We start from the raw sequence: 24,183 nt of genomic DNA, 5'->3' as shown, positions 1-24,183 counted from the left end.
ATGAAGCACCTCATCATTGGATCGCTGTTGCTGGGCCTGCTGGCCGCGCCGTCCTGGGCCCAGGAGGCCGGTACGCGCGAGCGCGAGGCCTTGCGCCGCGCGCAGAGCGCCTTGCGCGACGCGCAGCGCCAGCAGGCCACGCTGCAGGCCGAGAAAGCGACGCTGGAGCGCGAGCGCGCGCAGCTGGCGGCGGCCGCCGAGACCGCCGCCAGCAGGCAGCGCGGCAGCGCCGGGCGGCTGGAGGCCCGCGAGCAGGAGCTGGACACCTTGCGCAGCGAGCTGGCCGCGCTGCGCCAGCGCCTGCAGCAGGCCGAGCAGTCGGCCCAGGCGCGCGAGCAGGGCCTGCAGCAGGAGCTGCTGGCGCAGCGCCACCTGGTGGCCGAGCGCGGCCAGACCGTGCAGGCGCTGAGCCAGCTGCTGGAGCGAAGCACCTCGGCCCTGGTCGATTCAGAGGCCAAGAACCGCCAGCTGCATGCGATCGGCGAGGACCTGGTGCAGCGCTATCTGAGCCGCTCGCCCACCGATGTGACCTCGCTCAGCGAGCCGCTGCTGGGCCTCGCGGCGATACGCTTCGAGAACGTGGCCGAGGAGTTGCGGGCCCAGCTGGCCCAGCATCGCGTGCTGCGCTGAGGCCGGGCCGGGGACGGGTTTTCAAGCCGCCAGCAGCGCCCCGACCCGTTCGCGCAGCCCCTCGGGGCTGACCTCACGCGCCGCCAGCGGTGCGCCGGCCACCAGGCCGACGCGGCTGTAGAAGCCGCGCCGGAAGGGGCGCACCATCGCCTCGCCCTGCTCGACCCGCGAGAAGAAGGAGCCCCACAGGTTCTGCAGCGCCAGCGGCACCACCGGGATGTCGCGGCCTTCCAGGATCTTCATCACGCCGCCCTTGAAGGGCTGCAGGCGGCCGTCGCGGGTGATGCCGCCCTCCGGGAAGATGCACAGCAGCTCGCCGTCATCCAGCACCGCACGGGCCTGCTCGAAGGCCTGCTCGTAGGTGGCCGGGTCGTCCTTCTGCGGCGCCACCGGAATGGCCTTGGCCAGGCGGAACAACCAGCCCAGCACCGGAATGCGGAAGATGCGGTGGTCCATCAGGAAGCGGATCGGGCGCGGGCTGGCGGCCATCAGCAGCACCGCATCGACAAAGCTCACATGGTTGCAGACCAGCAGCGCCGGGCCCTGGGTCGGGATGTGCTCGTCGCCGCTGATCTTGAAGCGGTAGATCAGGCGTGAGGCGATGAAGGCGACGAAGCGCAAGAGGTATTCGGGCACCAGCATGAAGATGTAGAAGGCCACCACCGCATTGGCCAGGCCGACGGCCAGGAACAGCTCGGGGATGCTCAGCCCGGCACCCAGCAGCGCGCCGGCCAGCAGCGAGCTGGCGATCATGAACAGCGCGTTGAGGATGTTGTTGGCCGCGATGATGCGGGCGCGGTGCGTGGGCTGCGCGCGCAGCTGGATCAGCGCATACATCGGCACGCTGTAGAGCCCGGCGAACAGCGCCAGCAGGCACAGGTCGGCCAGCACGCGCCAGTGTGCGGCCTGGGCCATGAACTCGCCGAGGCTCAGCGCCGCAGCCACCGGCGGCAGGCCGCGCGAGGCGAAGTACAGATCGATCGCGAACACGCTCATGCCGATTGCGCCCAGCGGCACCAGGCCGATCTCGACATGGCGGCGCGACAGCAGCTCGCACAGCAGCGAGCCGCTGCCTATGCCTACCGAGAACACCACCAGCAGCAGCGACGCGACCTGCTCGTTGCCATGCAGCACCTCCTTGGCGAAGGCCGGGAAGTTGGCCAGGAAGACCGCGCCGAAGAACCACATCCACGAGATGCCCAGCAGCGAGCGGAACACCGCCAGCTGCCCGTGCGCCAGGCGCAGATTGCGCCAGGTCTCGCTGACCGGGTTCCAGTTGATGATGAGGCCCGGGTCGGTGGCCGGGCAGGGCGGTATCGCCTGCGCCGTCAGCCGGCCCAGCAGGGCCAGCGCGAAGCAGGCCAGCGCGACATGCTGGGCGCCGACCTGGGGTGTCGCGATCAACAGGCCGCCGGCCACATTGCCGAGCAGGATGGCCACGAACGTGCCCATCTCCACCATGCCGTTGCCGCCGGTCAGTTCGCGTTCGTTCAGCTGCTGCGGCAGATAGGCGTACTTGACCGGGCCGAACAGCGTGGAGTGCAGGCCCAGCAGGAAGACGCAGGCCAGCAGGGCCGGCACCTTGGTGGCGTAGAAACCCCAGGCGGCCAGCACCATGATGGCGATCTCGAGCGTCTTGATGAAGCGGATCAGCCGCGTCTTGTCATGCTTGTCGGCCAGCTGGCCGCTGGTGGCCGAGAACAGCACAAAGGGCAGGATGAAGAGGGCGCCGATGACCAGGCCGGCCTGGGCCGGCGGCAGCCAGCCGAGCTGCAGCTGGTAGGTGACCAGCACGGTGAAGGCGAACTTGAACAGATTGTCATTGGCCGCGCCGAGGAACTGGGTCCAGAAAAACGGCGCGAAGCGGCGCTGCGCCAGTAGTGCGAACTGGCCGCCATGGGGTTCCGACATGTTGCGCTCCTCCGATTCTTTTCTCGTCACTGCCTGACCAGCTCGGCCGGCTCGCCCAGGCCCGCGCGAGGCAGCCAGGCAAACATCGAATCGGCCGTGATGGTTTCGATGCGGCCGGCAAAACGCTGGGCGCTCGGATGATCGTCGAACTCTACATTGGCCATGCCCACCCGCGCGCCCAGCCGGGTCGCGGTGGACAGGCGCAGCAGCCCGGGCTGGTAGGCCTGGCCGCGCAGCCAGGCCTGGGCCTGAGCCCGGCTGCCGGCACCGTCGGCCGCCAGCGCCAGCGTCTCCAGCACCCATTGATTGCTCTGCTGGTATTTGTCGCCCCAGGCATAGGAGACCATGCTGTAGCGCGGCTCGTGCAAGCGGCGCAGGCGGGTGTTGTCACGCAGCAGCGGCAACAGCGCCGACTGCAGCGCCGGGCTCAGCCGGGCATAGGCGGCGTCGTAGCGATGCGGCCGGTCCAGGAAGAACTCGCCCAGGCCCTGGCGGAACAGATCGGCGCGGGCCGTGCCGCAATGGTTGAGCTTGTGCAGCACGCGCCAGACCGGCTGCGGACCCGTCGCGTCGCGATAGGCGAAACCCAGATGCGACCACAGCAGCCCATGCTTGCTGAGGTCCTGGCCGGCCCGGGCCAGCAGCACCACCTGGGCACCGCTGGCCTCCAGCTGGCGGGCAGTGGCCTCGGCCAGGTTCATGCCGCGCTCGATCTGCTGCGCGCTCAGCGGCTTGTCCTCGCAGGGACGGCCGGCCTGGGCGGTGCAGACGAAGGCGAGCAGGCACAGCCCGGCCCAATGGACGGTATTGGACCGAGCGACACCCGAGGATCCGGCTTTGCCGGTCCTGCGGGTGTGCCCCCTTGAGGGGGCGCGCGCAGCGCGTAGGGGGTGGGTCGTCCTCATCGTGTCAGCTGCTCGTTGTGCAGCAGCGCCGTGCCGATGGCGTTGGGCACGAAGGCGATCGCCTCGCCGGCGGCCGACAGCACATAGCCGCTGCCGATCACGGTGATGACGACGGCCGTGCCCAGTACCGCGCTGGCCTGGCCGGCGAAGCGCACGCTGGCGCGGGCACCGTCCGAGGCGCGCTCCAGCACCCAGACCGAGCCCTGGGCGCTGGCTTCCACCGCCACCACCGTCAGCGCGACGCCGGCCGACAGCAGCATCACCGGCGCCGCCACCGAGACCGCCACCGGCAGTATCGACAGCGCGCTGGCCTCGGAGGCGGTGGACTGGGCCTGGGCGGCCGGCGCTTGCAGCAGCATCAGGCTCAGCAGCAGCGAGGGAACGTAGAGCTTGCTTTTCATCATGAGTCCTTATTCGGTGACCAGGGTTTCGCGGCGGCCCTGGGCGCGGGCCTGCTGCAGATCGGCCTCGTGCGCGTCGCGCAGCATCTTGGCCAGCGTGAACACGCTCGAGATCAGGAACAGCCAGCTGACCAGCAGAAAGGCCTTCCAGACCGGCTGTATCTCCATGCGCCACAGGCCCCAGCCGGTCAGCGCCATCGCCAGCACGAAGCCGCCCCAGACGACCAGCTTCCACATCGGCGTGTCGACCGTCTTGCCTTCGTTGTCGCGCACGAACTTGGCCAGTGCGAAGGCGGTGCTGAGGCAGAACACATAGCCCATCACCATGAAGGCGCGGTCCAGGTCATCGCCGGGCAGCCAGGCCAGGCCGATCGCGCAGAGGCTGACGGCGATGCCGAAGGAGATCCAGACTTGGTAGGTCCAGGCCTTGCTGTCGCGGTGTATCAAGGTGTGCGGGTGTTGCATGGAGCGGGCTCCTGTTGAGAAGTGGCGCGATGATGGCCGAGAAGGCGTTTTTCAAGGGTTTCATTTGTTGCCGGTAGCGCCTGACGCTACCGGCGGTATGAGCCGATGCACGAAATGGCGCCGTGTGTGGAAGACCTCCGCGCGCAAGCCCCGACCCTGCCAGCGCAGCGTCTTCTTCAGCAGCAGGTCGAACAGCAGCGGGTTGTGCTCGCGCACTTGCTCCAGCAGCGGGCGCTGCGCCTCATCCAGCAGGCCGGCGCGCACCAGGCCGCCCAGCCGGTACAACGGGCCGACGCCGGGCAGCGGATAGTCCGAGCCATGCAGCAGACGGCCATGCCAGTCCTGGCGCGCCAGCACCGCGCGCCAGACCTCGGGCCGGCGGTTGAACTGGAACAGCGCCGAGACATCGCCCAGCAGCAGCGCCTCCCAGGCCGGCTCGTCCATCAGCCGCGCAAACAGCGAGAAGGCCGGCACCAGGCGCGGCCTGCTCATGTCCAGGTCCAGCGCATCGCCCAGCGAGGCGCAATGGGCGGCGATCACGCGCACGCCCTGCGCCAGCGGCGCGCGCAGCAGCAGCGGATTTCCCAGGTCCTCGCGGCCGGCGCCGGGCACGGCTTTCTCCTCGCCGCAATGCACGATCAGCGGCAGCCGGGCGGCAGCCAGGCGGGCGTAGAAGGGATGCAGCCGCGCGTCGCGCAGATCGATATTCATGCTGCTGGGCAGCCACTTCAAGGCGACGGCGCCGCCGGCGATGGCCGCATCCAGCCGGGCCAGCGCGTCCTCGCGGTAGGGGTGGATGGACGCGACCCAGGCGAAGCGCTGCGGCGTTCGCTCGGCCACCTCGCGGGCATAGCGGTCGGGCACATGGAAGGTGGTCCAGTCGGGCTCGGCACGGCCCTGCTCGGTATGGGCCTCGTCGAAGGCATAGAGCAGCCAGCGCGCGCCCTCCGGAAAATCGGCCGTCAGCGCCTGCAGGCGCTGCAGATAGGCCCGGTCCACGCTGGGCACATCGGGCGCGACGCAGGCCCCATCCATGATGACGCGCCGACGCAGGCTCTCGACCGGATGCCACCACTGATGCATGGCCGGGTGGATGCGGCAGCCGCTGCCGGCATCGCCATTGCCCAGCAGATGGCAGTGCACATCCCAGAGCTGGGCCGGGTCCAGGTCTTGCCACAGCTGTTGCAGCAGCGGGTGTCGGCGCAGCGCGGCCGGCAGGCTGCCGCGGCAGGGGTTGCGCAGGGAGGCGGCCTGGGCCGGATCGGCCAGGCTGGTGAACAGGCCGGCGACGGCGGCAGCGCCGCAGCACAGCAGGTGTTGGCGTCGTGTTTGTTGCATGGCCTGATGCTGGCCGGCCGCGTGATGTTTGGCGCCGGATTGCTGCGGCCGTGGCGCGGCCTGCCGCCGCCGGTAGCGTTTTGCGCTACCGTTGCGCCCATCATGTCCAGCACCCAGACCCTCATTGAAGTCATCAAGGCCGAGCTCAAGAGCCAGGGCCTCAGCTACGCCGATGTGGCGCGCGAACTCGGGCTCTCGGAGTCCAGCGTCAAGCGCATGCTGGCGCCGGGCGGCGAGATGCCGCTGTCACGCGTCGACGAGATCTGCCGTGTGCTGAAGACCGATTTCGCCGAGCTCACGCGGGCGCTGGCCGAGCGCCAGCCGCTGCGCATGGAGCTGACCCTGGCACAGGAGAAGGCCGTGGTGGCCGATCCCAAGCTGCTCCTGATGGCGATCTGCTGCCTGAGCCAGTGGACGGCCGAGCAGATCCTCGCCAGCTACCGGCTCAGCGAGGCCGAGGTCACCCGCTATCTGGCCGAGCTGGACCGGCTGGGCGTGATCGAGCTGAAGCCGCTGAACCGCTACAAGCTGCGCCTGGCCAAGACCTTCCGTTGGCGCCCGCACGGGCCGGTGATGAGCTTCTTCCGCGACGAGGTGGCCAGCGATTTCTTCTCCGGCGGCTTCGACGGCGAGGCCGAACTCTTGATGCTGGTCCACGGGCGCCTGGGCCACGGCATGGCGCGCGAACTGGTCGAGCGGCTGCAGCGCGTGGCCCAGGACTTCGCCCGCCAGCATCTTCTGGACCAGAAACTGCCCGATGCCGAGAAGCGCCAGTACACGCTGGTGATGGGCATGCGCTCCTGGCTGTTCGAGCATTTCAAGCATCTGCAGCGCAATCCGGTGCGGCCGCCTTGAGGCGACAGACCTCTTACCAGAACTCCCACCGCCCGCTCATCACCACCCAGACACCCAGCGCGCCATTGGTCACCGCATGCGCGATCACGGCGGTCCAGAGCTTGCCGGTGCGTACATAGAGCCAGGCATAGGCCAGGCCGGCGATGATGGCGGCCAGCCAGAGGGTGTGGGCTAGCATGAAGACAAAGGTCGACAGCACGATGGCCTTGAGCCCGGCGCGGCGTGGGTCGACGGTCTGGAACTGCGGGCTGGCGATCCAGCGCATCAAGAAGCTGCGCCAGAACAGCTCTTCCATCAGCGGCACGACCAGGGCCGCGCCTATCCAGCGCATCGCGACCAGAGGCCAGATCAGCTGGCCGGCGGCATCCAGCGGCACGAAGGTGGCGGTCGGCTCGCTCAGCTGCATCCAGGGCGCGTCCAGCCGTATCCACAGCGCGAACACGATCAGGCCGACGGCCAGGCTCAGCAGGGTCTCGCGGGTGTCTGGCAGGTTCTGGCGGGCCAGCTCGCCGTAGTCGCGCCAGTACCAGATCAGTAGGCCGCCGACCAGCAGCACGCTGAGGCCGTAGACCCAGCGCAGATCGAAGTTGACGCTCTCGGGCAGCAGGCCGCGCAGGGCCAGCAAGGCCATGAAGACGGCGAACGGGACGGTGCGGGCGAGGGTGGCCGGGCTCAGGGTCATGTCTTGCGGGCGCGGAAGGAAATGTGCGCCGAGCTTAACGCCCTCCTGCGACATCCAGTGTGGCACCGACCGTGTAGCTGGCCGCGTCGGACAAGAGCCAGACGATGGCCTCGGCGATCTCGTCGGCGCGGCCCAGCCGGCCGATAGGGATGCCGGCCGCGGCGGCCGCCAGGCCGTCGACGGTGCCGCTGTCGGCATGGATCTCGGTGGCGATGATGCCGGGGCGCACGCCGTTGACGCGGATGCCCTCGCCGATCAGCTCGCGCGCCAGCCCGATGGTCAGGCTGTCGACGGCGCCCTTGCTGGCCGCGTAGTCGACATAGACGCCCGGCGAGCCCAGCTGGGCGGCGCGCGACGAGACGTTGACGATGGCGCCGCCCGCTCCGTCGTGGCGGGTGCTCATGCGCTTGACGGCCTCGCGGGCGCACAAGAGGCTGCCGATCACATTGACGGCGAACAGGCGCTGCCAGCGCGCCACATCCATCTCGTCCAGGCGCGCGGCCGGGGCGACGATGCCGGCATTGTTGACCAGGCCGCTCAACCGGCCCAGCTCGGCATCGATGCGCGCGAACATCGCCAGCACCTGGGCCTCGTCGGCCACATCGGCCTGCACGCTGATGACCCGCCGGCCCAGCGCGCGCAGCTCGGCGGCCAGGGCCTCGGCCGCACCGGCGTCGCGCGCATAGCCCAGGGCCAGGTCATGCCCCTGGGCCGCGCAGAGCCGGGCGGTGGCGGCGCCGATGCCGCGCCCGGCGCCGGTGATCAGGGTGATGCGGCGCGCCGGAGTCAAGCCAGCGCCACCCGGTTGCGCCCCAGATGCTTGGCGCGGTACATCGCGCTGTCGGCGCGCGCGATCAGCAGGTCGGTGGCATAGGGCGGGGCGCTGGCCAGGCCTATGCTCAGCGTGACCTCCAGTCCCGGGGCCAGGTCTTGCCAGGGATAGGTCTCGACGCGGTGGCGCAGGCGCTCGCAGACCTCGAAGGCGCGGTCGGGTACGGTGTCAGGGAAGACCACCAGGAACTCCTCGCCGCCGTAGCGCAAGAGCAGATCGCTGCCGCGCGTGTTGTCTTCCAGCATGCGCGAGAGGATCTGCAGCACCCGGTCGCCGACCGCGTGGCCATGCTGGTCGTTGACATCCTTGAAACGGTCGGCGTCGATCAGCGCCAGGGTCAGCGGCTGCCCCAGGCGCTCGGCCTCGCGCAGCAGCGGCGGCATGCGCGACTCCATGCAGCGCCGGTTGCCCAGGCCGGTCAGCGGGTCGCGCTGCACATGCTCCTCCAGCTCGGCGGCGCGGGCCTCGTGCTTGTGGGCCTGGGCGCGTGCCTGCTCGGCCTCCAGCCGGGTCACGAAAAAGCGCGACTGCGCCATCAGCTGGGCGATCGCGCGGCGCCGCTCGATGCCCTGGTAGGCCTCCAGCTGCTGCAGCGCGAGCTCGTTCAGGCCCAGCGTCTTGGCGGCGCGGTAGAGCGCATGGTGGGCGCGCAGCGCGGTGGCGGCGGGCGCCTTGTCGCCGGTTTCCTGCAGCAGCAGGCGCAGATCGTCGCGGGCGGCCTGAGGGTCGCCGCGCAGCAGCGCCAGCTCGGCCAGCGAGCAGCGCAGCCGCCAGGCCTGGGCCTGGAAGCCCAGGCGGCGCGCCTCGTCCAGGGTCTGGGTCAGCAAGGCCTCGGCCTCGGCGACCTGGCCGGAATGCAGCAGGGCCTCGCCCAGATTGCCCTCGGTCATCACCAGCGGGAAGGGGTCGCCAAAGGCCTGGGCATGGGGGCGCACCTCGCGCGCATAGCGCAGCGCCCGCTCCAGAGCGCTGGCGCAGGCGGCGTCGTTGCCGCTGTCGCGCAGCAGATAGAAGGCGCCGAGCGCGACGCCGCAGAGATTGTTCAGCGTGACCACGCGCTCGTAAGGGCTGGTGTGCTCGCGCACCAGGGCGGCCGCCTCGCTCATCAGGCGCTCGGCCTGCCAGGGGTCACCCATGCGCTCGAAGGTGGCGCCGAGTGCGTTTAGCGCCAGCGCGATCTGGCTGACCTCGCCAAGCTCCTGGGCCACCGCGCAGCCCTCGTTGGCGCTGCGCATCGCGATATCGAAATCGCCGGTCTCGAAGCCGCCCAGCGTCATCCAGCGCAGCAGCTCGCACAGCGCCTCGCTAGGCCCCTGGGCGCGCAGCAGCGGCAGCAGCGCATCGCCGGCGCGTATCAGTGCGCCGAGCGCGCCGCGTCGGTACAGGAAGAAGGCGCGCAGGCGCCCGGCCTCGATCTGCTCGGCCAGAAAACCCTGCGACGAGGCCAGCTCCCAGGCGCGCTGGGCCTGGGCCAGCCCTTCATCGAGCTGTGAGGCTTGCTGGGCCGCGCGTGCGCTGGCCAGGTGTTGCGCCAGCTGGTCGACCAGCACCTCGCTGCTGACTGCTTCTTGCATGGAGGCTACGCTTTGTCACAAAACGTTGAGGGTAGCCGATCTGCGGCGCGGCGCGTTGTGCGGAGTCAACAGTGCGGGCGTGGTTCAGGCGCCCAGATCCACCGTCTCGCGGGCCGGTTCGGGCTGGCTGTCGAAGCGCTCGAAGCCGCTGTAGCAGATGAAGTGGCGGTTCTTGGCGCGGCCGATCAGCGTCAGGCCCAGCTGCATGGCCAGCGCATGGCCCATCTGCGTGATGCCGTTGCGCGAGACGATGATGGGCACGCCCATCTGGGCCGACTTCATCACCATCTCGCTGGTCAACCGGCCGGTGGTGTAGAAGCACTTGTCGCCGCCGCCGTCCGCGCCGTGCATGCCGTTCATCCACATCCAGCCGGCGATATTGTCGATCGCGTTGTGGCGGCCCACGTCCTCGCGATGCACCAGCAGCTCGGCCCCGCGGAACAGCGCGCAGCCGTGCACCGATCCGGCCTTTTTGTAGACGCTGTCCAGGCGGCGCATCTGGTCCAGCATCTCGTATAGCGCGGCCTGGCTGAGCCGGGCGCTCTGCGCACCGGGCAGCTGCACCGACTCGACATCGGCCATCAGCGCGCCGAACACCGTGCCCTGGCCGCAGCCGGTGGTGACGGTGCGCTGCGCGGTCTTGGCTTCGATGTCGGCGATGCCGGCATGGGTGCGCACGGCCGCCGCGCCGACCTCCCAGTCCACCGTGATCGATTCGATCTCGCCGACATCGGCCACCAGGCGCTGGTTGCGCAGATAGCCCAGCACCAGCAGCTCCGGCGCCAGGCCCAGCGTCATCAAGGTGACCAGCTCGCGCTTGTCGACGAAGACGGTCAGCGGCCGCTCGGCCGGGATGCTCATGGTCTTGCGGCGGCCGAACTCGTCCAGCACCTCGACCTCGTGGGTCAGCACGGCGCTGCAGCTCGTCAGGCGGGGCAGGGGCGGATTCATGACAGGGGCTTCTGCAATTGCTGCAATTCTTCGCGCGTGTTGGCGTTGGCAAAGGCCTGTTCGTCCTCGAACAGCACCTCGACGCAGCGATGCTGGGCCGTCCACTTGTCGATCTTGCGCTGGCCGCTCTGCGTGAAGCTCACCAGGCTCTCGATCAGCTCGGTCTTCATCAGGCAGAACACCGGCTGCACCTGCCGGCTGCCGTCGGGCCCCGGGGTTGCGGCCATCGCGATCTCGGCGTCCTCGGCGTCCAGCGCCTGCGCCAGGCGGGCGACCAGATCCTCGGGGAAGAGCGGCGAATCGCAGGGCACGGTGACCATATAGGGCGTCTCGCAATGCTCAAGCCCGGTCAGCACCCCGGCCAGCGGGCCGGCATAGTCGGGCAGCGAGTCGGGCCAGACCGGCGCGCCCATCGCTTCATAGGCGCCCAGATTGCGATTGGCGTTGATCAGCAGCTCGCCGACCTGGGGCCCCAGGCGCAGCAGCGCATGCAGGGCCAGCGGCACGCCCTGGTGGGTCTGCAGGCCCTTGTCGACGCCGCCCATGCGGCTGCCCCGGCCGCCGGCCAGGATCAGTCCGGTGATGTCTTTGCTGTCAATCATGGCGCCAGTGTGCCTGTTCTGCGCGCCTCAACGCTTGGCATCGGGGAAGAACAGCTGCTCGCCACCGATCTTGTAGCTGGCGATCGTGGCCTGGCCCTCGTCCGAGACTACCCAGTTGGAGAAGGCCTGGGCTAGCGCGGTCTTGGTGTGCGGGTGCTTGGCGGGGTTCACGACGATCACGCCATAGGGGTTGAAGAGTCGCTTGTCGCCTTCCAGCACGATGGCCAGGTTGCCGCGGTTCTTGAACGACAGCCAGGTGCCACGGTCGCTCAGCGAGTAGGCGTCGCTGCTGGACGCGATATTCAGCGCCGGGCCCATGCCGCAGCCGCACTCGCGGTAGTCCATGCTCAGCGCTGCTGTCTTGGCGGCCGGGTTGGCGATGCCGGCGGCCTTCCAGTAGCGCAGCTCGGCCGCGTGGGTGCCGCTCTTGTCGCCGCGCGAGACGAAGGTGGACTTGCTGGCCGTCAGGATGGCCAGCGCCGCCGCGATGTCTTTGCCGGCGACGCCGGCCGGGTTGGCCTTGGGGCCGACCAGCACGAAGTCGTTGTACATCACCGGCCGGCGTGCCAGGCCGAAGCCATCGGCGACGAACTTCTCCTCGGCCGCCACATCGTGCACGAACAGCACGTCGGCATCGCCGCGCCGGCCCATGTCCAGCGCCTGACCGGTGCCCAGCGCGACCACGCGCACCTCGATGCCGCTGGCGCGCTTGAAGGCCGGCAGCAGATGGGCGAACAGGCCCGATTGTTCGGTGCTGGTGGTCGAGGCCATCACGATGACCTTGTCCTGGGCCCAGGCGCTCAGAGAACTGACCGCCAGCAGGCAGGCGAGGGCACTGCGGCGGCCCATGGTCTTCACAAATCCCATCTCAACTCTCCCTTGAGAAAAAGTCCGGTGCGGTCATCCGCGTGGTCGCTGAAAAAGTCGGCGGTGGCCTGGTCGGCCAGCAGGCGGCCGTGATCCAGGTAGACGACGCGGTTGGCCAGGCGCTTGGCCTGGCCCAGATTGTGGGTGCTCATCAACAGCGTCATGCCTTCGGCGCGGAAGCTGGCCAGCAACGCCTCGACCTCCTTCTTGCCCGTCGGGTCGAGGTTGGCGGTGGGCTCGTCGAGGAAGAGGATGTCGGGCCGGGCGGCCCAGGCCCGCGCCAGTGCCAGGCGCTGTTGCTGGCCGCCCGAGAGTGCGCGGGCCGGCCGTTCGCGCAGCTCCAGCAGGCCAGCCCGCGCCAGCGCCTCGCGGGCCCGCGAAGCGCGTTCGGCAGCGGGCACGCCGGCCAGCCACAGCGCCACGCGCAGATTGTTCCAGACCGACAGGCGCAGGATGAAGGGGCGCTGGAACACCATCACCTGGGCCGGTGCTGGGCGGGCCACGCTGCGCGTGCCACTGTGCGGCAGCAGGCCGTGCAGGGCCTGCAGCAGCGTGGTCTTGCCCGAGCCGTTGGCGCCGATCAGCGCGATGAAGTCGCCGCGCTGCACCTGCAGGTTGACGCCTTGCAGCGCGGTGAGCCGGCCATAGCTGACGCCCAGGTCCTGCAGACGCAGCAGCGTGCTGCTGTCGCTCATCGCGCCACCCCCCCCGAGGGGCCCTGCACGCGGCGCAAGGTCGCGATGCCGATATTGATCACACCGACGATGGCCAGCAGCACCAGGCCCAGGGCCAGGGCCAGCGGCAGATCGCCCTTGCTGGTTTCCAGCGCGATCGTGGTCGTGATCACGCGGGTGACGCCGTCGATATTGCCGCCGACGATCATCACCGCGCCGACCTCGGAGATGGCGCGGCCGAAGGCGGTCAGCAGCACCGTGGCCACGGCCCAGCGCTCGTTGAGCAGCAGCAGCAGGCCGGTCGTGAAACCGCCGGCCCCCATCGAGCGCAGCTGTTCGCCGCCATCGCGCAGCGCATCGCTGACCAGCTGCTGTGACAGCGCGGCCACCACCGGCACGACCAGGATGGTCTGCGCGATCACCATCGCGCCGGGCGTGAACAGCAGGCCCCAGCTTCCCAGCGGGCCGCTGCGCGACAGCAGCAGATAGACGACCAGACCGACCACCACCGAGGGCAGGGCCAGCAAGGTGTTCAGCAGGGTCAGCAGCAGGCGACGGCCCGGCATCCGGGTGACCGCCAGCCAGGCGCCCGCCGCCAGGCCGAAGCCAGCGGCGAAGGCGCAGGCCAGGCCGCTGACCGACAGCGACAGACCCACGGTGCGCAGCAACACCGGATCGGCCTCGGCGACCAGGCGCAGCGCGGTCTGCAGGCTCTCGCTGAAGGCACTCATTGCAGCGCGTCGGCCAGCGGCAGATTGAGCAGCAGGTTCTGCGGCTTCAGGCGCAGCGTGTGATCGACCGTCATCGCCAGGCCCAGATAGACCGGCTTGCCTGTGACATCGGCGCGCATCTCGGCCGGGTCGGCGAAGTCCAGCCGGAACAGGCTGATCAGGCGGCGCTGCCGCTCGGCATCGACCTCGGTGCCCGCATACAGATCGTTCAGCAGGCCCATCGCCTCGACGTCCAGCCCGATATGCCAGCGCCAGGCCTCGTCGTCGATGCGCTGCAGCGGCGTGATTGTGACCCGCAGGCCCAGCAGATGGGCCAGCCAGCGCTCCAGCACGGAGGCCAGCGCCTTCAGGCCCGAGTGGGCGTGCACCAGCTTGATCGCCAGGCCGTGGCCCAGCTCATTGCTGATCTCGTGGGTCAGGTCCAGTGCAAAGCGGTGGCGTTCGCCATCGGCCCAGTAGTCGGCGGCGTTGTCGGTGTTCAGCACCTGCAGCACCGTGGTCGGCAGCGGGGCTTGACTCTGCCGCAGCAGGCGGCCGATATCGCCGAGGCCGGCGGTCTCCTGCAGCAGGTCCACGGTGGCGAGGTCGGCGGCGATCAGCCGGCCATCCAGCAGGCTCAGGCGTTGCGAGCGGAACAGCAGTTCGGCGGCGCGGGCCTCGAAGGCGTCGTGGCTGTCGTCCAGCAGATGGCGGACGATGGCCTGCACGATCAGGTCCACGAACAGCGGCGGCACCGTGATGCGGCCGGCGCGCATCAGCGCCAGGTAATAGGCCTCCAGCGTGCCTGCGGCCAGCAGGGCGTCGCGAAAGCTCAGGAACAGCCGGTAGTTGTCGCGCGCGTCCTGATCGGCGAGCGCAGCGAGCTGCGCCTCGCTGACGGATTGCAAAGGCGCGTCGGCGAGGGCCTGGTGCAGCGCGATCTCGGCCGGGCAGGACTCCTCGACCAGGGCCAGCTGCGGCAGCTCGATGACGAGGCGGCGCAGCCAGGCCTCGCTCGGGCACAACCAGCCGCGTGGGTCGCGTGTCAGCAGGGCATAGCCGCTGGCGGGCCAGAAATTTTGCATGGGCAGGACAGGGCAGGGCGCTCGCGGCGCCACTGCCGGAGCGCTTTTCTCTCTTACTTCTTCGGCTGACCCTGCTGCTCGGCCGCGGTGGCCTTGCCGCTGGGCGGTGCAACCGCAGTCTTGGCCGGCGAGTGGGCGCCGGCGGCCTCCAGCGGCGGTGCCGAGGCGGCGACCGGCGGCACGAAGGCGCCGGGATCGGCGCAGGCGGGCGTGTCCACCGGCGCGGCGGCGGTGCGGCCCTCGGCCTTCGCGGTCTTGCGGTAGTGCTCGGCCACGCGGTTCATCGACTGGCACAGCTGGTAGCCGCCGACCTTGTCGTTCCAGGCGTTCTTGGCGGCCGTGACAGCGGCCGCGGCCTTGGCCTCGTCGCTGGGGGCGGGCAGCTTGGCCCAGGCCGAGCCGGCGGCCAGCAGGGCCAGGGCCAGAGTCGTGGTGAGTGCGCGCATGGCTTGTCGTCCTCGTGTGTCTTGTCAGTGCTGGGCAGCGACGCCATCCACCGGCTTGGCCGGCTGCGTGCGCTGCGCGGGGATCTTGCCGGCCTTGATGTCATCAAACCAGAGCTCGTGGTGCTCGCGCGCCCAGGCCTCGTCGACATAGCCGGTCTTCATCGCCTTGTAGGCGTCCTTCATGCCCAGCGTGCCCATATAGATGTGGCCCAGGAACAGCGCCATCATCAACACGGCCGCGACCGCATGGATCATGTGCGCAATCTGCATATCGCCGCGGGTGTAGAGCAGGCCAGGGATCAACATGTCCAGCACCAGACCGGAGCCGACGACGATGGCGCCGAGGAAGAACACGCCACCCCAGAACACCACTTTCTCGCCGGCATTGAAGCGCTCGGACGGCACCTCATGGCCGCCGAACATGCCGCCGGCCCGGCGCAGCCAGGTCCAGTCGTGGCGGGTCGGCAGGTTGTCGCGCACAAAGGTCAGGAACACGATGATCAGCGACACCGCGAACAGCGGGCCGGCGAAGTTGTGCGCGGTCTTCAGCGCGTAAGTCAGCCAGCCGAACAAGGTGGCGCCGATGATGGGCAAGAGGAAGAACTTGCCGAAGGCCATCACGACGCCGGAGATCGCCAGCACGCTGAAGGCGATGGCATTGCTCCAGTGCGCGGCGCGCTCGAAGTAGGTGAAGCGTTCGATCTTGCGGCCGGTATCGGGCGCGTGGCCACCCATCGGACCCTTGGCGAAGTAGAACAGCGCCAGCGCCAGCACCGCGATGCCCAGCAGCGCGCCGCCATAGGGAATGATCCAGTTGTTGCGCACCTGGCGCCAGGCCTCGCCGGCCGTGGTCAGGCGCGAGCCCGGGTACTGCACGAATTCCTGGATCAGCACGCCCTTCTCGACACCGGGCAGATTGCTGATGCCTTTCTCGACGCCCGACTCGCGCACGCCGCGCCAGAACGGCGCGTTATTGCCGGGCTGGCTCTTGGCACGCAGCGCATTGCTTTCGTCGGCCTGCGGCAGCGCGGGGGCGACGAAGCCGGCCGGGGCCGAGGCCGAGAGCGCGGCAGCAGCGGCAGGGTCGGTAGCGGTCTGGGCCAGTGCGCCGGTCGAGAGCAGCGCGGCCATGCCAAACCCGGCGGCTGCCTTGACCCATGAACGGTTGATCGAATCGTGCATCGCGGCTCTCCGTTGGTGCTCAGCGCACGTAGTCGTTCTGCGCCTGGGCGCGTGCACGCAACTGGTTTTCCCAGGCGATCTTGTCGCCGGGCTTGAAGCCGCGTGCCGCATACGCCGGGTTGGCGCCGTCGGACTTGGCCCAGGCGGGCGCATCGATCTTGCGGGCCGAGGCGTCCTGGGTCTGGGCGCGTTCGCAGCCGGCCAGGGCCAGCAGGCTCGCGGCCGTGGCGATCAACAGGCGGGCCTTCACTTGCGCACCTCGCCGGCGGCCGCGCCCTGCGTGGGTTTGCCGTAGGCGGTGCCCCAGCCCCAGACCTCGCTGCCCTTGCCGCGCTGCAGCACCCGGCTGCGGAAGATGTCGGCCACCACATCGCCATCGCCGCCCAGCAGCGCCTTGGTCGAGCACATCTCGGCGCAGGCCGGCAGCTTGCCTTCGGACAGGCGGTTGCGGCCGTACTTCTCGTTCTCGGCGGCACTGCCATGTTCCTCGGGGCCGCCGGCGCAGAAGGTGCACTTGTCCATCTTGCCGCGCAGGCCGAAGGCGCCATTGCTGGGGAACTGCGGCGCGCCGAAGGGGCAGGCGTAGGAGCAATAGCCGCAGCCGATGCAGATGTCCTTGTCGTGCAGCACCACACCTTCGTCGGTGCGGTAGAAGCAGTTGACCGGGCAGACGGCCATGCAGGGCGCGTCGGAGCAGTGCATGCAGGCGACCGAGATGCTGCGCTCGCCGGCGACGCCATCGTTGAGCGTGACGACGCGGCGACGGTTCACGCCCCAGGGCACATCATGCTCGGCCTTGCAGGCGGTGACGCAGCCGTTGCACTCGATGCAACGCTCGGCGTCGCAGATGAATTTCATTCTTGCCATGAGAGTCTCCGTGGCTTGTTAGGCGGTGGCCTTGGCGACCTGGCAGACCGTGGTCTTGGTCTCCTGCATCATGGTCACGCTGTCGTAGCCATAGGTGGTCGCGGTGTTGATGGCCTCGCCACGCACGATGGGCGCCGCGCCCTCGGGGTAGTACTTGAGCAGATCCACGCCCTGCCAGCGGCCCGAGAAGTGGAAGGGCAGCCAGACGGTCTCGCGGTCCACCCGCTCGGTCACCAGGGCCTTGACGGTCAGCTTGGCGCCGGTGGGTGTCGTGACCCAGACGTCCTCGCCGTTGCGGATACCGCGGTCGTTGGCGGTGGCCGGGTTGATCTCGACGAACATCTCCTGCTGCAGCTCGGCCAGCCAGGGGTTGGCGCGGGTCTCCTCGCCGCCGCCCTCGTACTCGACCAGGCGGCCCGAGCTCATGATCAGCGGGAAGGTCTTGCCGATGTCCTTGTTCTTCTCCTGCACGCTCTTGTAGAGCGTCGGCAGGCGCCAGAAGGCCTTCTTGTCGTCGTGGGTCGGGTACTTGGCGACCAGGTCCGGGCGGGTCGAATACAGCGGCTCGCGGTGCTGCGGGATCGGGTCGGGGAAGTTCCAGACCACGGCGCGGGCCTTGGCGTTGCCGAAGGGGTGGCAGCCGTGCGCCATCGCGACGCGCTGGATGCCGCCGGACAGGTCGGTCTTCCAGTTCTTGCCCTCGGCGGCCTTCTGCTCGGCCTCGCTCAGGTCGGCCCACCAGCCCAGCTTCTTCAGCAGCAGGTGGTCGAACTCCGGATAGCCGGTGGTGATCTCGGCGCCCTTGGAGTGCGAACCGTCCTCGGCCAGCAGGCTGACGCCCTCGCGCTCGACGCCGAAATTGGCACGGAAGTTGCCGCCGCCCTCCATCACATGCCGGGAGGTGTCGTAGAGATTGGGCGAACCGGGGTGCTTGATCTCGGGCGTGCCGTAGCAGGGCCAGGGCAGGCCGAAATAGTCGCCGTCGAGCTTGTAGCCGGTCTCCTTGTCGATGCCGCCCTTGGCCTTGAGCGTCTTCACGTCGAAGACATTCATATTGCGCATATGCGCCTTCAGGCGCTCCGGGCTCTGGCCGGTGTAGCCGATGGTCCAGACGCTGCGGTTGATTTCCTTCAGGATGGACTCGACCTCGGGCTCGTCCATGCCGCCCTTGCCCTTGACCAGCTTGTGGCTCTTGACCAGCTCCTTGTCGAAGCCCAGCTTCTGGGCCAGCTGGTACATGATCATGTGGTCGGTGCGCGATTCCCACAGCGGCTCGATGACCTTCTCGCGCCATTGCAGCGAGCGGTTCGATGCGGTGCAGGAGCCGCTGGTCTCGAACTGGGTGCAGGCGGGCAGCAGGTAGACCGCCCGGTTCGGGTTCAGTTCCTCGCCAGGCATCGCCGCCATCGCGGCGGTGGCCGAGGGGAAGGGGTCGACGACGACCAGCAGGTCGAGCTTGTCCATCGCCTTCTTCATCTCCAGGCCGCGGGTCTGCGAGTTGGGCGCATGGCCCCAGAAGAACAGGCCGCGCAGATTGCTGTCCTGGTCGATCAGCTCGTTCTTCTCGAGCACGCCGTCGATCCAGCGCGAGACGGTCATGCCGGGCTTGGTCATCATGCCCGGCGCGTACTGTTTCTTGATCCACTCGAAATCAAGGTCCCAGACCTTGGCGAAGTGCTTCCACGAGCCTTCGGCCAGGCCGTAGTAGCCGGGCAGCGAGTCGGGATTCGGACCCACATCGGTGGCGCCCTGGACGTTGTCGTGGCCGCGGAAGATGTTGGTGCCGCCGCCGCTGACGCCGACATTGCCCAGCGCCAGCTGCAGGATGCAGGAGGCGCGCACGACGGCGTTGCCGGTGGTGTGCTGGGTCTGGCCCATGCACCAGACGATGGTGCTGGGGCGGTTGTCGGCCAGGGTCTTGGCGGTCTTGTAGACGGTCGCCTCATCGACGCCGCAAGCTTCGAACACCTTGTCCGGCGTCCACTTGCTCATGATCTCCTCGCGCACCTTCTCCATGCCGTAGACACGGTCCTGGATGTAGCGCTTGTCTTCCCAGCCGTTCTTGAAGATGTGATAGACCAGACCGAAGACGAAGGGGATGTCCGAGCCGGAGCGGATGCGCACATAGTCGTCGGCCTTGGCCGCCGTGCGGGTGAAGCGCGGGTCGACGACGATCATCTTGCAGCCGGTTTCCTTGGCATGCAGCATGTGCAGCATCGACACCGGGTGGGCTTCGGCCGCGTTCGAGCCGATGTACATCGCCGCGCGCGAGTTGCGCATGTCGTTGTACGAATTGGTCATCGCGCCGTAGCCCCAGGTGTTCGCGACGCCGGCCACCGTGGTGGAGTGGCAGATGCGCGCCTGGTGGTCGCAGTTATTGGTGCCCCAGAGGCTGACCCATTTGCGCAGCAGATAGGCCTGCTCGTTGTTGTGCTTGCTGGAGCCGACGACGAAGATCGAATCCGGGCCGCTCTGCTTCTTCAGCTCGAGCATCTTGGCGCTGATCTCGTTGAGCGCCACGTCCCAAGTGATCTTCTCGTATTTGCCATTGACCAGCTTCATCGGCGTGCGCAGCCGGTGCTCGCCATGGCCGTGCTCGCGCAGCGCCGCGCCCTTGGCGCAATGGGCGCCGAGGTTGATCGGCGAATCGAACACCGGCTCCTGGCGCACCCAGACGCCGTTCTCGACCACGGCGTCCACCGCGCAGCCCACCGAACAGTGGCCGCAGACGGTGCGCTTGACTTCCACCTTGCGCTCGGCGCCGGCGGCGGGTGCATCGGCCGCATGGGCCTTTTTCTGCACCAGGCTCAGCTGGGTGGCGGCAAGACCTGCCCCCACACCGAGGCCGGAACGGCGCAGGAAGACGCGGCGGTCCATGGTCGGGATCGCACGGGCGACGCCGCGCGACAGACTGTTGACAAGACCTGAGGCGGCCGGGCTACCCGCCTGGGCCGAGGATTTGCGCGTGAGCAGCATGATGTCTCCAGAGGGCCTGGGGCCCGTCAATGCAGTGGCCGGGGCCGACGATCAGGAACGGGCGGTTTCGTAGTAACGCAGCACATGCGGCGTCACTTGATAGCCGCTGCCGGTCTCGGCCAGCGTCTTGGCGACTTCGGCCACCACCGGGGCGGCGGGCGCCGTGCCGGTCAGGGTCTTGGCCGCGAGCAGGGCTGCGCCTGCGGCACCCGCGCCAAGCAGAACGCCGCGACGTTGCAGCGAGGATTCGGTCGGGCTCGAGGGTTCACCAACGGTCTTGTTTTTCATACTTTCATGCTCCGAGAAAGTGTGGGCCCGTTTTTAGGCAGCGGACCAGGTGCCGACTCGTCCCCTAAATGTAGGACTCGGCGGGGCGCAGGGTACTAGGGAAATTACGTTGTCGCTGGCGCGGTTGTGGATTCCGACCGACACCATCGGACATCTCAGGCCTCCAGCAGATCAAAGCCCTGGCCCTCCACCGCGCAGAAGTCGCGTGTGAAGCCGGCCAGGGCGCGGTAGAAGTCGGCGCGTGGATGTGCGATCACCGTATCGCAGAGGTTGTCGACCCAGGGGCGCAGATGGCTGTTGAAGAAGCGCTGCTGGGTCGCGAGATTGCTGACCGCTAGATCCTCGCCGGCGATCAGGTAACGCATCACCTCGCAGAGGCTGGCGATATGGTCCTCGGTCTCCAGCACGGCTTCGGCCCGCTCCAGGCCCAGCCGTGCCAGGTCGGTGCGCAGATCGGCCAGCGGCTTCTGGTTCAGATAGCCGGCGATGAACCAGCTGCCATACAGAAAGATCTCGGGCTTGCCGACGCCGCCGAACAGCGCGCCGTACTCGGCCTCGATCTCGGCCCGCGACAGCCGTCGCGACACGGCCACCAGCTCGGACCAACTGGTTTCCAGGAAGCCGCCGGCGCTGGGCGCCTCGGTCACCGCGACTCTCAGCTGTTCATACAGCTCGGTCGACGGCGGCGCGTAGAAGAGGCTGGCCAGCAACCCATAGACCTCGGCGCGGGCCAGCTCCTCGCTGTCGTCCGGCGTGCTCCAGTTCATCGCGGCGGCGCTGCTCATAGATCGGTGATCCTCACTTCATTCGGGTTGCTGTGCATATCGATCACGCGGCAGTCGGCACACATCTTCAGGCGCTGGGCGCCGGCGCCCTGGAACATCGCATGGCCACCGAGCTTGGCGATCATCAGCTGCACGGCGTTCGGGGTCGAGAAGGGCTTGGCGCAGCGCACGCAGCAGAAGGGCTCGACCTCATTGAGCACCCGCTGCTCCTTGCGCGCCTTGCCGCCGTCCGCCAGCCACAGGCGCGGCTCCAGCGTGATGGCCTGCTCGGGGCAGGTGCCGGCACACAGTCCGCACTGCACGCAGTTCTTCTCGATAAAGCGCAGCTGCAGCTTGTCGGGGTTGTCGGCCAGCGCGGCCTCGGGGCAGGCGCTGACGCAGCTCAGACACATGGTGCAGCGGTCGGCATCGACGATCAGGCTACCCAGCGGGCTGGCCGGCGCCGGCAGCGCGATCACTTCCGGCGGCGCGGCGGACTGGGCCAGCAGATGCTCGATCGCCAGTTCCAGGCTGGCGCGCTTGTCGGCCTGGACGCTGAAGCTGGCGGGCTTGGCGACGGTCTGCGCGGGCGCGGCCTGCAGCGCGGCGTCCAGCTGGGCCGCCTCGCTGGCCGAGATCAGGGCCAGGTGTTGCCCCTGCAGACCCAGGCCGTGCAGGATGGTCTGGGCCACGGCCATCTGGGCCTGCACGGCGGCGCGGTAGGCCGGTGCCTCCTCCTCGGTCATCAGCACCCAGACCTGGCTGGCGCCATAGGCGATGGCCGAGAGCCACAGCTCGATGCCGCTGGACGCGGTATGCCAGACCTCCATCGGCAGCACGCGTGCCGGCACGCCGCGCACGGTCTGGCTGGTGCGCGCGCTGCGACCCAGCTCGCCGATCAGCTTCGCTCCGCCGCCCTGGCTGTGCAGCAGCAGCGCGGCGTTGCGGCCGCCGGCGCGGGCATAGGTGCTGAGCATCGTCCGGATGCGTTTGCCCATCTCGTCGGGCCGCGGCGTCGCATAGCTGAGCGCGCCGCTGGGGCAGACCGTGGTGCAGGCACCGCAGCCCACGCACAGATGCGGCTCGACGATGATGCCGGCCAGCGCAGCGCCGCCGCCCTTGCTGCTCTTGCCCTTCAGCGAGGCGTCGCTGCGGATCGCCTGGGCCGAACACACGTCGATGCAGGCCGTGCAGCCGATTTGCTCGTTGCGGCTGTGGGCACAGAGCTTTTGCTTGTAGTTGAAGAACTTGGGCTTCTCGAACTCGCCGATGGCCTCGCGCAGCTGCAGCACGGCGGCCATCAGGCTCTTGTCATCGGCCGCATGGAAATAGCCCTGCGGCGGTTGGTGCAGCGCGATCTGCGGCCGGGCGCCGAGGTCCAGCACCAGGTCGAAGTTCTCGCTGAATTGCTGCACCGCACGATCGAAATTGATCGCGCCGGCCGCCTCGCAGACCTTGACGCAGTCGCGATGGCTGCCGCACTTGCCCATATCGACCTGGTAGCTGAAGTCGATCGCGCCCTCGGGACAGGCGTCGATGCAGGCATTGCAGCGGGTGCACAGATCCAGATCGATGGCATTGCCGCTCTGCCAGCTGACCTCGAAGGCACCGAGCCAGCCGCTGATGCCGGTGATGTCGCCGGCATGCACGGCCATCGTGCGCGGTTGCGGCAGCGTGCCCGGTCCCTGCAGCAGCAGGCTGACCTCCAGCTTGTTGGCCAGCATCTCGGCCGCGCGCGCGGCGCGCTCGGTCGGGCCTATCACCAGCACCCGGCCCTGGGAGCGGTAGCTGACCGTGGTGACCGGCTCGGGCTCGGGCAGCTGGGCCACGGCCAGCAGCGCGGCAAATTTCGGGCCGGCGTCCTTGGCGTCCTTGGACCAGCCGCCGGTCTCGCGGATATTGACGAAGCGGATCGGCCGCTCGGTCAGGCCCGGCGCGCCGGCGGTCTGCTCGTTGAGGTCCAGGAACAGGCGGCTTTCCTGGGTGCAGGCCACCAGCAGGTCCTCGCCGCTCTTGGCCGCGCGCTGGAAGGCACCGGCCTCGCGCCGGCACAGCGTCGTGTGCAGGGTTTCTAGCCCCGCGCCGGCCTCAGTCCCGAGCGCCTGGATCAGCTGCCGGCTGTCCAGGGGCATGGTCTTGTTGCAGTCGCAGATCAGGGTGGTCATGGCTGGCGGTGGCTAGGGCTTTGGGGGCAGGGATCGTTGCAGTCGTCTCGACCTGTGCGGTTTCCACGTTTTCTTCTTCTTGCTTCTCGTGGTCGAACAAGCCGAGGAATTGCGACTGGTTCATCATCCGCAGCATGGCCGGCGGAATCGGATCGGGCTGGCTGTAGTCGTCGATATAGGTGTCCAGCCCGTCCATCACATTGAAGTGTGGGTCGGAGAACAGTTTCTTCATCGCCGCGCGCTTGACGTCCTCATCGACACCGCGCGCGACGAAGGGCGAGAAGTCGGATTCGTGGCGCAGCTGGGCGACATCGTCGAGCGTCAGCGCGGGCTTCTCGGGCTCGGCGGCGGGCGCCGGTTCAACGGGAGGTTCGGGCGTTGGCTCTGGAGCGACGATCACCTCCGCCGCCCGTGCCTCCTCCTTGCGCCGCGACCAGCGCGAGAAGAAGCCGGTGGCCGCTTGCTGTTGCGTTGGGTCGGCCATCAGCCGCGCTCCCCGGGCGAGACGAAGGATTGCGGGCGGCGGCGCTTCTTGGGCTCGGGCCGGTAGTGCTGATCGGTATAGGCCTGCAGCCAGTCACGCACATCGTCCGGCAGCGGCACATTGTCGACCCGCTCCTGCGCATCGAGCCAGCGGCCGGCCTCGGTATAGGACAGGCTGACGGTCTCGGCCCAGGCCCGCGAGGGGTCTTCGTCATCGATGCGCCAGACCACGAACCAGACCGGCGCGCCGGAGCTGAGGTTCAGGTAGTAGCCCTCGGCCTCGTCGGGGAAGAGCGCCAGCCCGAGGTCGGGGAACAGGCTGCGCTGGATCTTGCCGTCGTCGCGCAGCACGCGCGGCGCGCTGCCGAAGGCCTCTTCGTGCGCGACCACATCGACGAGCCGGTAGCGCCAGTCCTCCCATTGATTGGGCGCGGTCTCGCGCTCCATCACGACGGCCACGCGAAGGGCGGGACGCGGCGCTTTGTCGTCGGTGGGGGGGGCTGGCTGGCTCATCGCTGGCGGGCTCACCA

At 68.8% G+C, this 24,183-nt stretch carries 26 protein-coding genes; 2 read left to right on the top strand and 24 right to left on the bottom strand.

Translation table 11 applies throughout. The features are described 5' to 3' along the window. Window positions 1-630: a hypothetical protein gene (locus ABGI63_RS02715; RefSeq protein WP_349740915.1), complete on the top strand. Its 630-nt coding sequence runs from the start codon at window positions 1-3 to the stop codon at window positions 628-630. A gap of 21 nt (window positions 631-651) precedes the next feature. On the opposite strand, the gene ABGI63_RS02710 is transcribed toward ABGI63_RS02715, so the two are convergent. Genes ABGI63_RS02710 through ABGI63_RS02690 form a run of 5 tightly spaced genes read right to left on the bottom strand, consistent with a single transcriptional unit; the run spans window position 652 to window position 5,650 of the window. Next, a complete protein-coding gene (locus ABGI63_RS02710; RefSeq protein WP_349740914.1) occupies window positions 652-2,541 on the bottom strand; it encodes an MFS transporter in 1,890 nt (629 codons plus the stop codon). Between the two features lie 26 nt (window positions 2,542-2,567). Continuing rightward, complete coding sequence (locus ABGI63_RS02705; protein WP_349740913.1) at window positions 2,568-3,446, bottom strand: DUF2145 domain-containing protein; 879 nt, start codon at window positions 3,444-3,446, stop codon at window positions 2,568-2,570. Continuing rightward, window positions 3,443-3,847, bottom strand: a complete 405-nt coding sequence (locus tag ABGI63_RS02700; RefSeq protein ID WP_349740912.1) for a hypothetical protein — start codon at window positions 3,845-3,847, stop codon at window positions 3,443-3,445. Before ABGI63_RS02700 ends, ABGI63_RS02705 begins: the two co-directional genes overlap by 4 nt. A gap of 9 nt (window positions 3,848-3,856) precedes the next feature. Continuing rightward, window positions 3,857-4,312 carry a YiaA/YiaB family inner membrane protein gene (locus ABGI63_RS02695; protein ID WP_349740911.1) on the bottom strand — a complete coding sequence of 152 codons (456 nt, stop codon included), beginning with the start codon at window positions 4,310-4,312 and terminating at the stop codon, window positions 3,857-3,859. Window positions 4,313-4,372: 60 nt separating this feature from the next. After that, window positions 4,373-5,650, bottom strand: coding sequence for an amidohydrolase family protein (locus tag ABGI63_RS02690; protein WP_349740910.1), 1,278 nt, complete (start codon window positions 5,648-5,650; stop codon window positions 4,373-4,375). A gap of 102 nt (window positions 5,651-5,752) precedes the next feature. Here ABGI63_RS02690 and ABGI63_RS02685 point away from each other — a divergent pair, with 102 nt between their 5' ends. Beyond that, window positions 5,753-6,505 carry a helix-turn-helix domain-containing protein gene (locus ABGI63_RS02685; protein ID WP_349740909.1) on the top strand — a complete coding sequence of 251 codons (753 nt, stop codon included), beginning with the start codon at window positions 5,753-5,755 and terminating at the stop codon, window positions 6,503-6,505. Between the two features lie 13 nt (window positions 6,506-6,518). On the opposite strand, the gene ABGI63_RS02680 is transcribed toward ABGI63_RS02685, so the two are convergent. From ABGI63_RS02680 to ABGI63_RS02590, 19 genes are all read right to left on the bottom strand, one after another. After that, a complete protein-coding gene (locus ABGI63_RS02680) occupies window positions 6,519-7,187 on the bottom strand; it encodes a CAAX prenyl protease-related protein (protein ID WP_349740908.1) in 669 nt (222 codons plus the stop codon). Window positions 7,188-7,221: 34 nt separating this feature from the next. After that, the gene (locus tag ABGI63_RS02675; RefSeq protein ID WP_349740907.1) at window positions 7,222-7,977 is read right to left on the bottom strand and encodes an SDR family oxidoreductase; all 756 of its coding nucleotides are present in this window, start codon (window positions 7,975-7,977) and stop codon (window positions 7,222-7,224) included. Then, window positions 7,974-9,593 carry a GGDEF domain-containing protein gene (locus tag ABGI63_RS02670; protein ID WP_349740906.1) on the bottom strand — a complete coding sequence of 540 codons (1,620 nt, stop codon included), beginning with the start codon at window positions 9,591-9,593 and terminating at the stop codon, window positions 7,974-7,976. Before ABGI63_RS02670 ends, ABGI63_RS02675 begins: the two co-directional genes overlap by 4 nt. Window positions 9,594-9,677: 84 nt before the next feature. Beyond that, entirely contained in the window at window positions 9,678-10,544 is an 867-nt protein-coding gene (locus ABGI63_RS02665; RefSeq protein ID WP_349740905.1) for a formate dehydrogenase accessory sulfurtransferase FdhD, read from the bottom strand. Continuing rightward, window positions 10,541-11,146 carry a molybdenum cofactor guanylyltransferase MobA gene (gene mobA, locus ABGI63_RS02660; protein ID WP_349740904.1) on the bottom strand — a complete coding sequence of 202 codons (606 nt, stop codon included), beginning with the start codon at window positions 11,144-11,146 and terminating at the stop codon, window positions 10,541-10,543. Before mobA ends, ABGI63_RS02665 begins: the two co-directional genes overlap by 4 nt. A 27-nt stretch (window positions 11,147-11,173) precedes the next feature. After that, window positions 11,174-12,013 (bottom strand): ABC transporter substrate-binding protein, encoded by an 840-nt coding sequence (locus tag ABGI63_RS02655; RefSeq protein ID WP_432767367.1) that lies wholly within the window; start codon window positions 12,011-12,013, stop codon window positions 11,174-11,176. Further along, the gene (locus ABGI63_RS02650; RefSeq protein WP_349740903.1) at window positions 12,001-12,708 is read right to left on the bottom strand and encodes an ABC transporter ATP-binding protein; all 708 of its coding nucleotides are present in this window, start codon (window positions 12,706-12,708) and stop codon (window positions 12,001-12,003) included. The genes ABGI63_RS02655 and ABGI63_RS02650 overlap by 13 nt, the downstream gene beginning before the upstream one ends. Next, window positions 12,705-13,418: an ABC transporter permease gene (locus ABGI63_RS02645; protein WP_349740902.1), complete on the bottom strand. Its 714-nt coding sequence runs from the start codon at window positions 13,416-13,418 to the stop codon at window positions 12,705-12,707. Before ABGI63_RS02645 ends, ABGI63_RS02650 begins: the two co-directional genes overlap by 4 nt. Continuing rightward, complete coding sequence (locus tag ABGI63_RS02640; protein WP_349740901.1) at window positions 13,415-14,482, bottom strand: DUF6352 family protein; 1,068 nt, start codon at window positions 14,480-14,482, stop codon at window positions 13,415-13,417. Before ABGI63_RS02640 ends, ABGI63_RS02645 begins: the two co-directional genes overlap by 4 nt. 53 nt (window positions 14,483-14,535) lie before the next feature. Continuing rightward, entirely contained in the window at window positions 14,536-14,928 is a 393-nt protein-coding gene (locus tag ABGI63_RS02635; RefSeq protein WP_262972052.1) for a hypothetical protein, read from the bottom strand. A 24-nt stretch (window positions 14,929-14,952) separates the two neighbouring features. Further along, window positions 14,953-16,110 (bottom strand): formate dehydrogenase subunit gamma, encoded by a 1,158-nt coding sequence (locus tag ABGI63_RS02630; protein ID WP_349740900.1) that lies wholly within the window; start codon window positions 16,108-16,110, stop codon window positions 14,953-14,955. Window positions 16,111-16,129: 19 nt separating this feature from the next. Continuing rightward, window positions 16,130-16,360, bottom strand: coding sequence for a hypothetical protein (locus tag ABGI63_RS02625; RefSeq protein ID WP_349740899.1), 231 nt, complete (start codon window positions 16,358-16,360; stop codon window positions 16,130-16,132). Beyond that, on the bottom strand, window positions 16,357-16,977 hold the full coding sequence (fdh3B, locus tag ABGI63_RS02620; RefSeq protein WP_262972051.1) for a formate dehydrogenase FDH3 subunit beta: 621 nt from the start codon (window positions 16,975-16,977) through the stop codon (window positions 16,357-16,359). The genes ABGI63_RS02625 and fdh3B overlap by 4 nt, the downstream gene beginning before the upstream one ends. Window positions 16,978-16,995: 18 nt before the next feature. Continuing rightward, window positions 16,996-19,953, bottom strand: a complete 2,958-nt coding sequence (locus ABGI63_RS02615; protein ID WP_349740898.1) for a formate dehydrogenase subunit alpha — start codon at window positions 19,951-19,953, stop codon at window positions 16,996-16,998. Window positions 19,954-20,004: 51 nt separating this feature from the next. Next, window positions 20,005-20,241 (bottom strand): formate dehydrogenase, encoded by a 237-nt coding sequence (locus ABGI63_RS02610; RefSeq protein WP_137945093.1) that lies wholly within the window; start codon window positions 20,239-20,241, stop codon window positions 20,005-20,007. A gap of 155 nt (window positions 20,242-20,396) precedes the next feature. After that, a complete protein-coding gene (locus tag ABGI63_RS02605; RefSeq protein WP_349740897.1) occupies window positions 20,397-21,026 on the bottom strand; it encodes a TorD/DmsD family molecular chaperone in 630 nt (209 codons plus the stop codon). Beyond that, a complete protein-coding gene (locus ABGI63_RS02600) occupies window positions 21,023-23,170 on the bottom strand; it encodes a 4Fe-4S dicluster domain-containing protein (RefSeq protein WP_349740895.1) in 2,148 nt (715 codons plus the stop codon). The genes ABGI63_RS02605 and ABGI63_RS02600 overlap by 4 nt, the downstream gene beginning before the upstream one ends. Continuing rightward, window positions 23,094-23,654 (bottom strand): DUF3306 domain-containing protein, encoded by a 561-nt coding sequence (locus ABGI63_RS02595; RefSeq protein ID WP_349740894.1) that lies wholly within the window; start codon window positions 23,652-23,654, stop codon window positions 23,094-23,096. The genes ABGI63_RS02600 and ABGI63_RS02595 overlap by 77 nt, the downstream gene beginning before the upstream one ends. Next, window positions 23,654-24,166: a DUF3305 domain-containing protein gene (locus ABGI63_RS02590; protein WP_349740893.1), complete on the bottom strand. Its 513-nt coding sequence runs from the start codon at window positions 24,164-24,166 to the stop codon at window positions 23,654-23,656. The genes ABGI63_RS02595 and ABGI63_RS02590 overlap by 1 nt, the downstream gene beginning before the upstream one ends. Window positions 24,167-24,183: the final 17 nt, after the last annotated feature.

The organism is Roseateles cavernae, assembly GCF_040187885.1.
In the GTDB taxonomy this organism is placed as follows: Bacteria; Pseudomonadota; Gammaproteobacteria; order Burkholderiales; family Burkholderiaceae_C; genus Roseateles_E; species Roseateles_E cavernae.
Note: the sequence above shows the minus strand (reverse complement) of the source record. Positions and strands in the feature narration are given on the sequence as shown.

What these genes read in the sequence shown, in the direction of transcription:
- ABGI63_RS02715 (WP_349740915.1), top strand. Translation starts at nt 1, where the DNA reads ATGAAGCACCTCATCATTGGATCGCTGTTGCTGGGCCTGCTGGCCGCG.
- ABGI63_RS02710 (WP_349740914.1), bottom strand. Translation starts at nt 2,541, where the DNA reads ATGTCGGAACCCCATGGCGGCCAGTTCGCACTACTGGCGCAGCGCCGC.
- ABGI63_RS02705 (WP_349740913.1), bottom strand. Translation starts at nt 3,446, where the DNA reads ATGAGGACGACCCACCCCCTACGCGCTGCGCGCGCCCCCTCAAGGGGG.
- ABGI63_RS02700 (WP_349740912.1), bottom strand. Translation starts at nt 3,847, where the DNA reads ATGAAAAGCAAGCTCTACGTTCCCTCGCTGCTGCTGAGCCTGATGCTG.
- ABGI63_RS02695 (WP_349740911.1), bottom strand. Translation starts at nt 4,312, where the DNA reads ATGCAACACCCGCACACCTTGATACACCGCGACAGCAAGGCCTGGACC.
- ABGI63_RS02690 (WP_349740910.1), bottom strand. Translation starts at nt 5,650, where the DNA reads ATGCAACAAACACGACGCCAACACCTGCTGTGCTGCGGCGCTGCCGCC.
- ABGI63_RS02685 (WP_349740909.1), top strand. Translation starts at nt 5,753, where the DNA reads ATGTCCAGCACCCAGACCCTCATTGAAGTCATCAAGGCCGAGCTCAAG.
- ABGI63_RS02680 (WP_349740908.1), bottom strand. Translation starts at nt 7,187, where the DNA reads ATGACCCTGAGCCCGGCCACCCTCGCCCGCACCGTCCCGTTCGCCGTC.
- ABGI63_RS02670 (WP_349740906.1), bottom strand. Translation starts at nt 9,593, where the DNA reads ATGCAAGAAGCAGTCAGCAGCGAGGTGCTGGTCGACCAGCTGGCGCAA.
- ABGI63_RS02665 (WP_349740905.1), bottom strand. Translation starts at nt 10,544, where the DNA reads ATGAATCCGCCCCTGCCCCGCCTGACGAGCTGCAGCGCCGTGCTGACC.
- mobA (WP_349740904.1), bottom strand. Translation starts at nt 11,146, where the DNA reads ATGATTGACAGCAAAGACATCACCGGACTGATCCTGGCCGGCGGCCGG.
- ABGI63_RS02655 (WP_432767367.1), bottom strand. Translation starts at nt 12,013, where the DNA reads ATGGGATTTGTGAAGACCATGGGCCGCCGCAGTGCCCTCGCCTGCCTG.
- ABGI63_RS02650 (WP_349740903.1), bottom strand. Translation starts at nt 12,708, where the DNA reads ATGAGCGACAGCAGCACGCTGCTGCGTCTGCAGGACCTGGGCGTCAGC.
- ABGI63_RS02645 (WP_349740902.1), bottom strand. Translation starts at nt 13,418, where the DNA reads ATGAGTGCCTTCAGCGAGAGCCTGCAGACCGCGCTGCGCCTGGTCGCC.
- ABGI63_RS02640 (WP_349740901.1), bottom strand. Translation starts at nt 14,482, where the DNA reads ATGCAAAATTTCTGGCCCGCCAGCGGCTATGCCCTGCTGACACGCGAC.
- ABGI63_RS02635 (WP_262972052.1), bottom strand. Translation starts at nt 14,928, where the DNA reads ATGCGCGCACTCACCACGACTCTGGCCCTGGCCCTGCTGGCCGCCGGC.
- ABGI63_RS02630 (WP_349740900.1), bottom strand. Translation starts at nt 16,110, where the DNA reads ATGCACGATTCGATCAACCGTTCATGGGTCAAGGCAGCCGCCGGGTTT.
- fdh3B (WP_262972051.1), bottom strand. Translation starts at nt 16,977, where the DNA reads ATGGCAAGAATGAAATTCATCTGCGACGCCGAGCGTTGCATCGAGTGC.
- ABGI63_RS02615 (WP_349740898.1), bottom strand. Translation starts at nt 19,953, where the DNA reads ATGCTGCTCACGCGCAAATCCTCGGCCCAGGCGGGTAGCCCGGCCGCC.
- ABGI63_RS02610 (WP_137945093.1), bottom strand. Translation starts at nt 20,241, where the DNA reads ATGAAAAACAAGACCGTTGGTGAACCCTCGAGCCCGACCGAATCCTCG.
- ABGI63_RS02605 (WP_349740897.1), bottom strand. Translation starts at nt 21,026, where the DNA reads ATGAGCAGCGCCGCCGCGATGAACTGGAGCACGCCGGACGACAGCGAG.
- ABGI63_RS02600 (WP_349740895.1), bottom strand. Translation starts at nt 23,170, where the DNA reads ATGACCACCCTGATCTGCGACTGCAACAAGACCATGCCCCTGGACAGC.
- ABGI63_RS02595 (WP_349740894.1), bottom strand. Translation starts at nt 23,654, where the DNA reads ATGGCCGACCCAACGCAACAGCAAGCGGCCACCGGCTTCTTCTCGCGC.
- ABGI63_RS02590 (WP_349740893.1), bottom strand. Translation starts at nt 24,166, where the DNA reads ATGAGCCAGCCAGCCCCCCCCACCGACGACAAAGCGCCGCGTCCCGCC.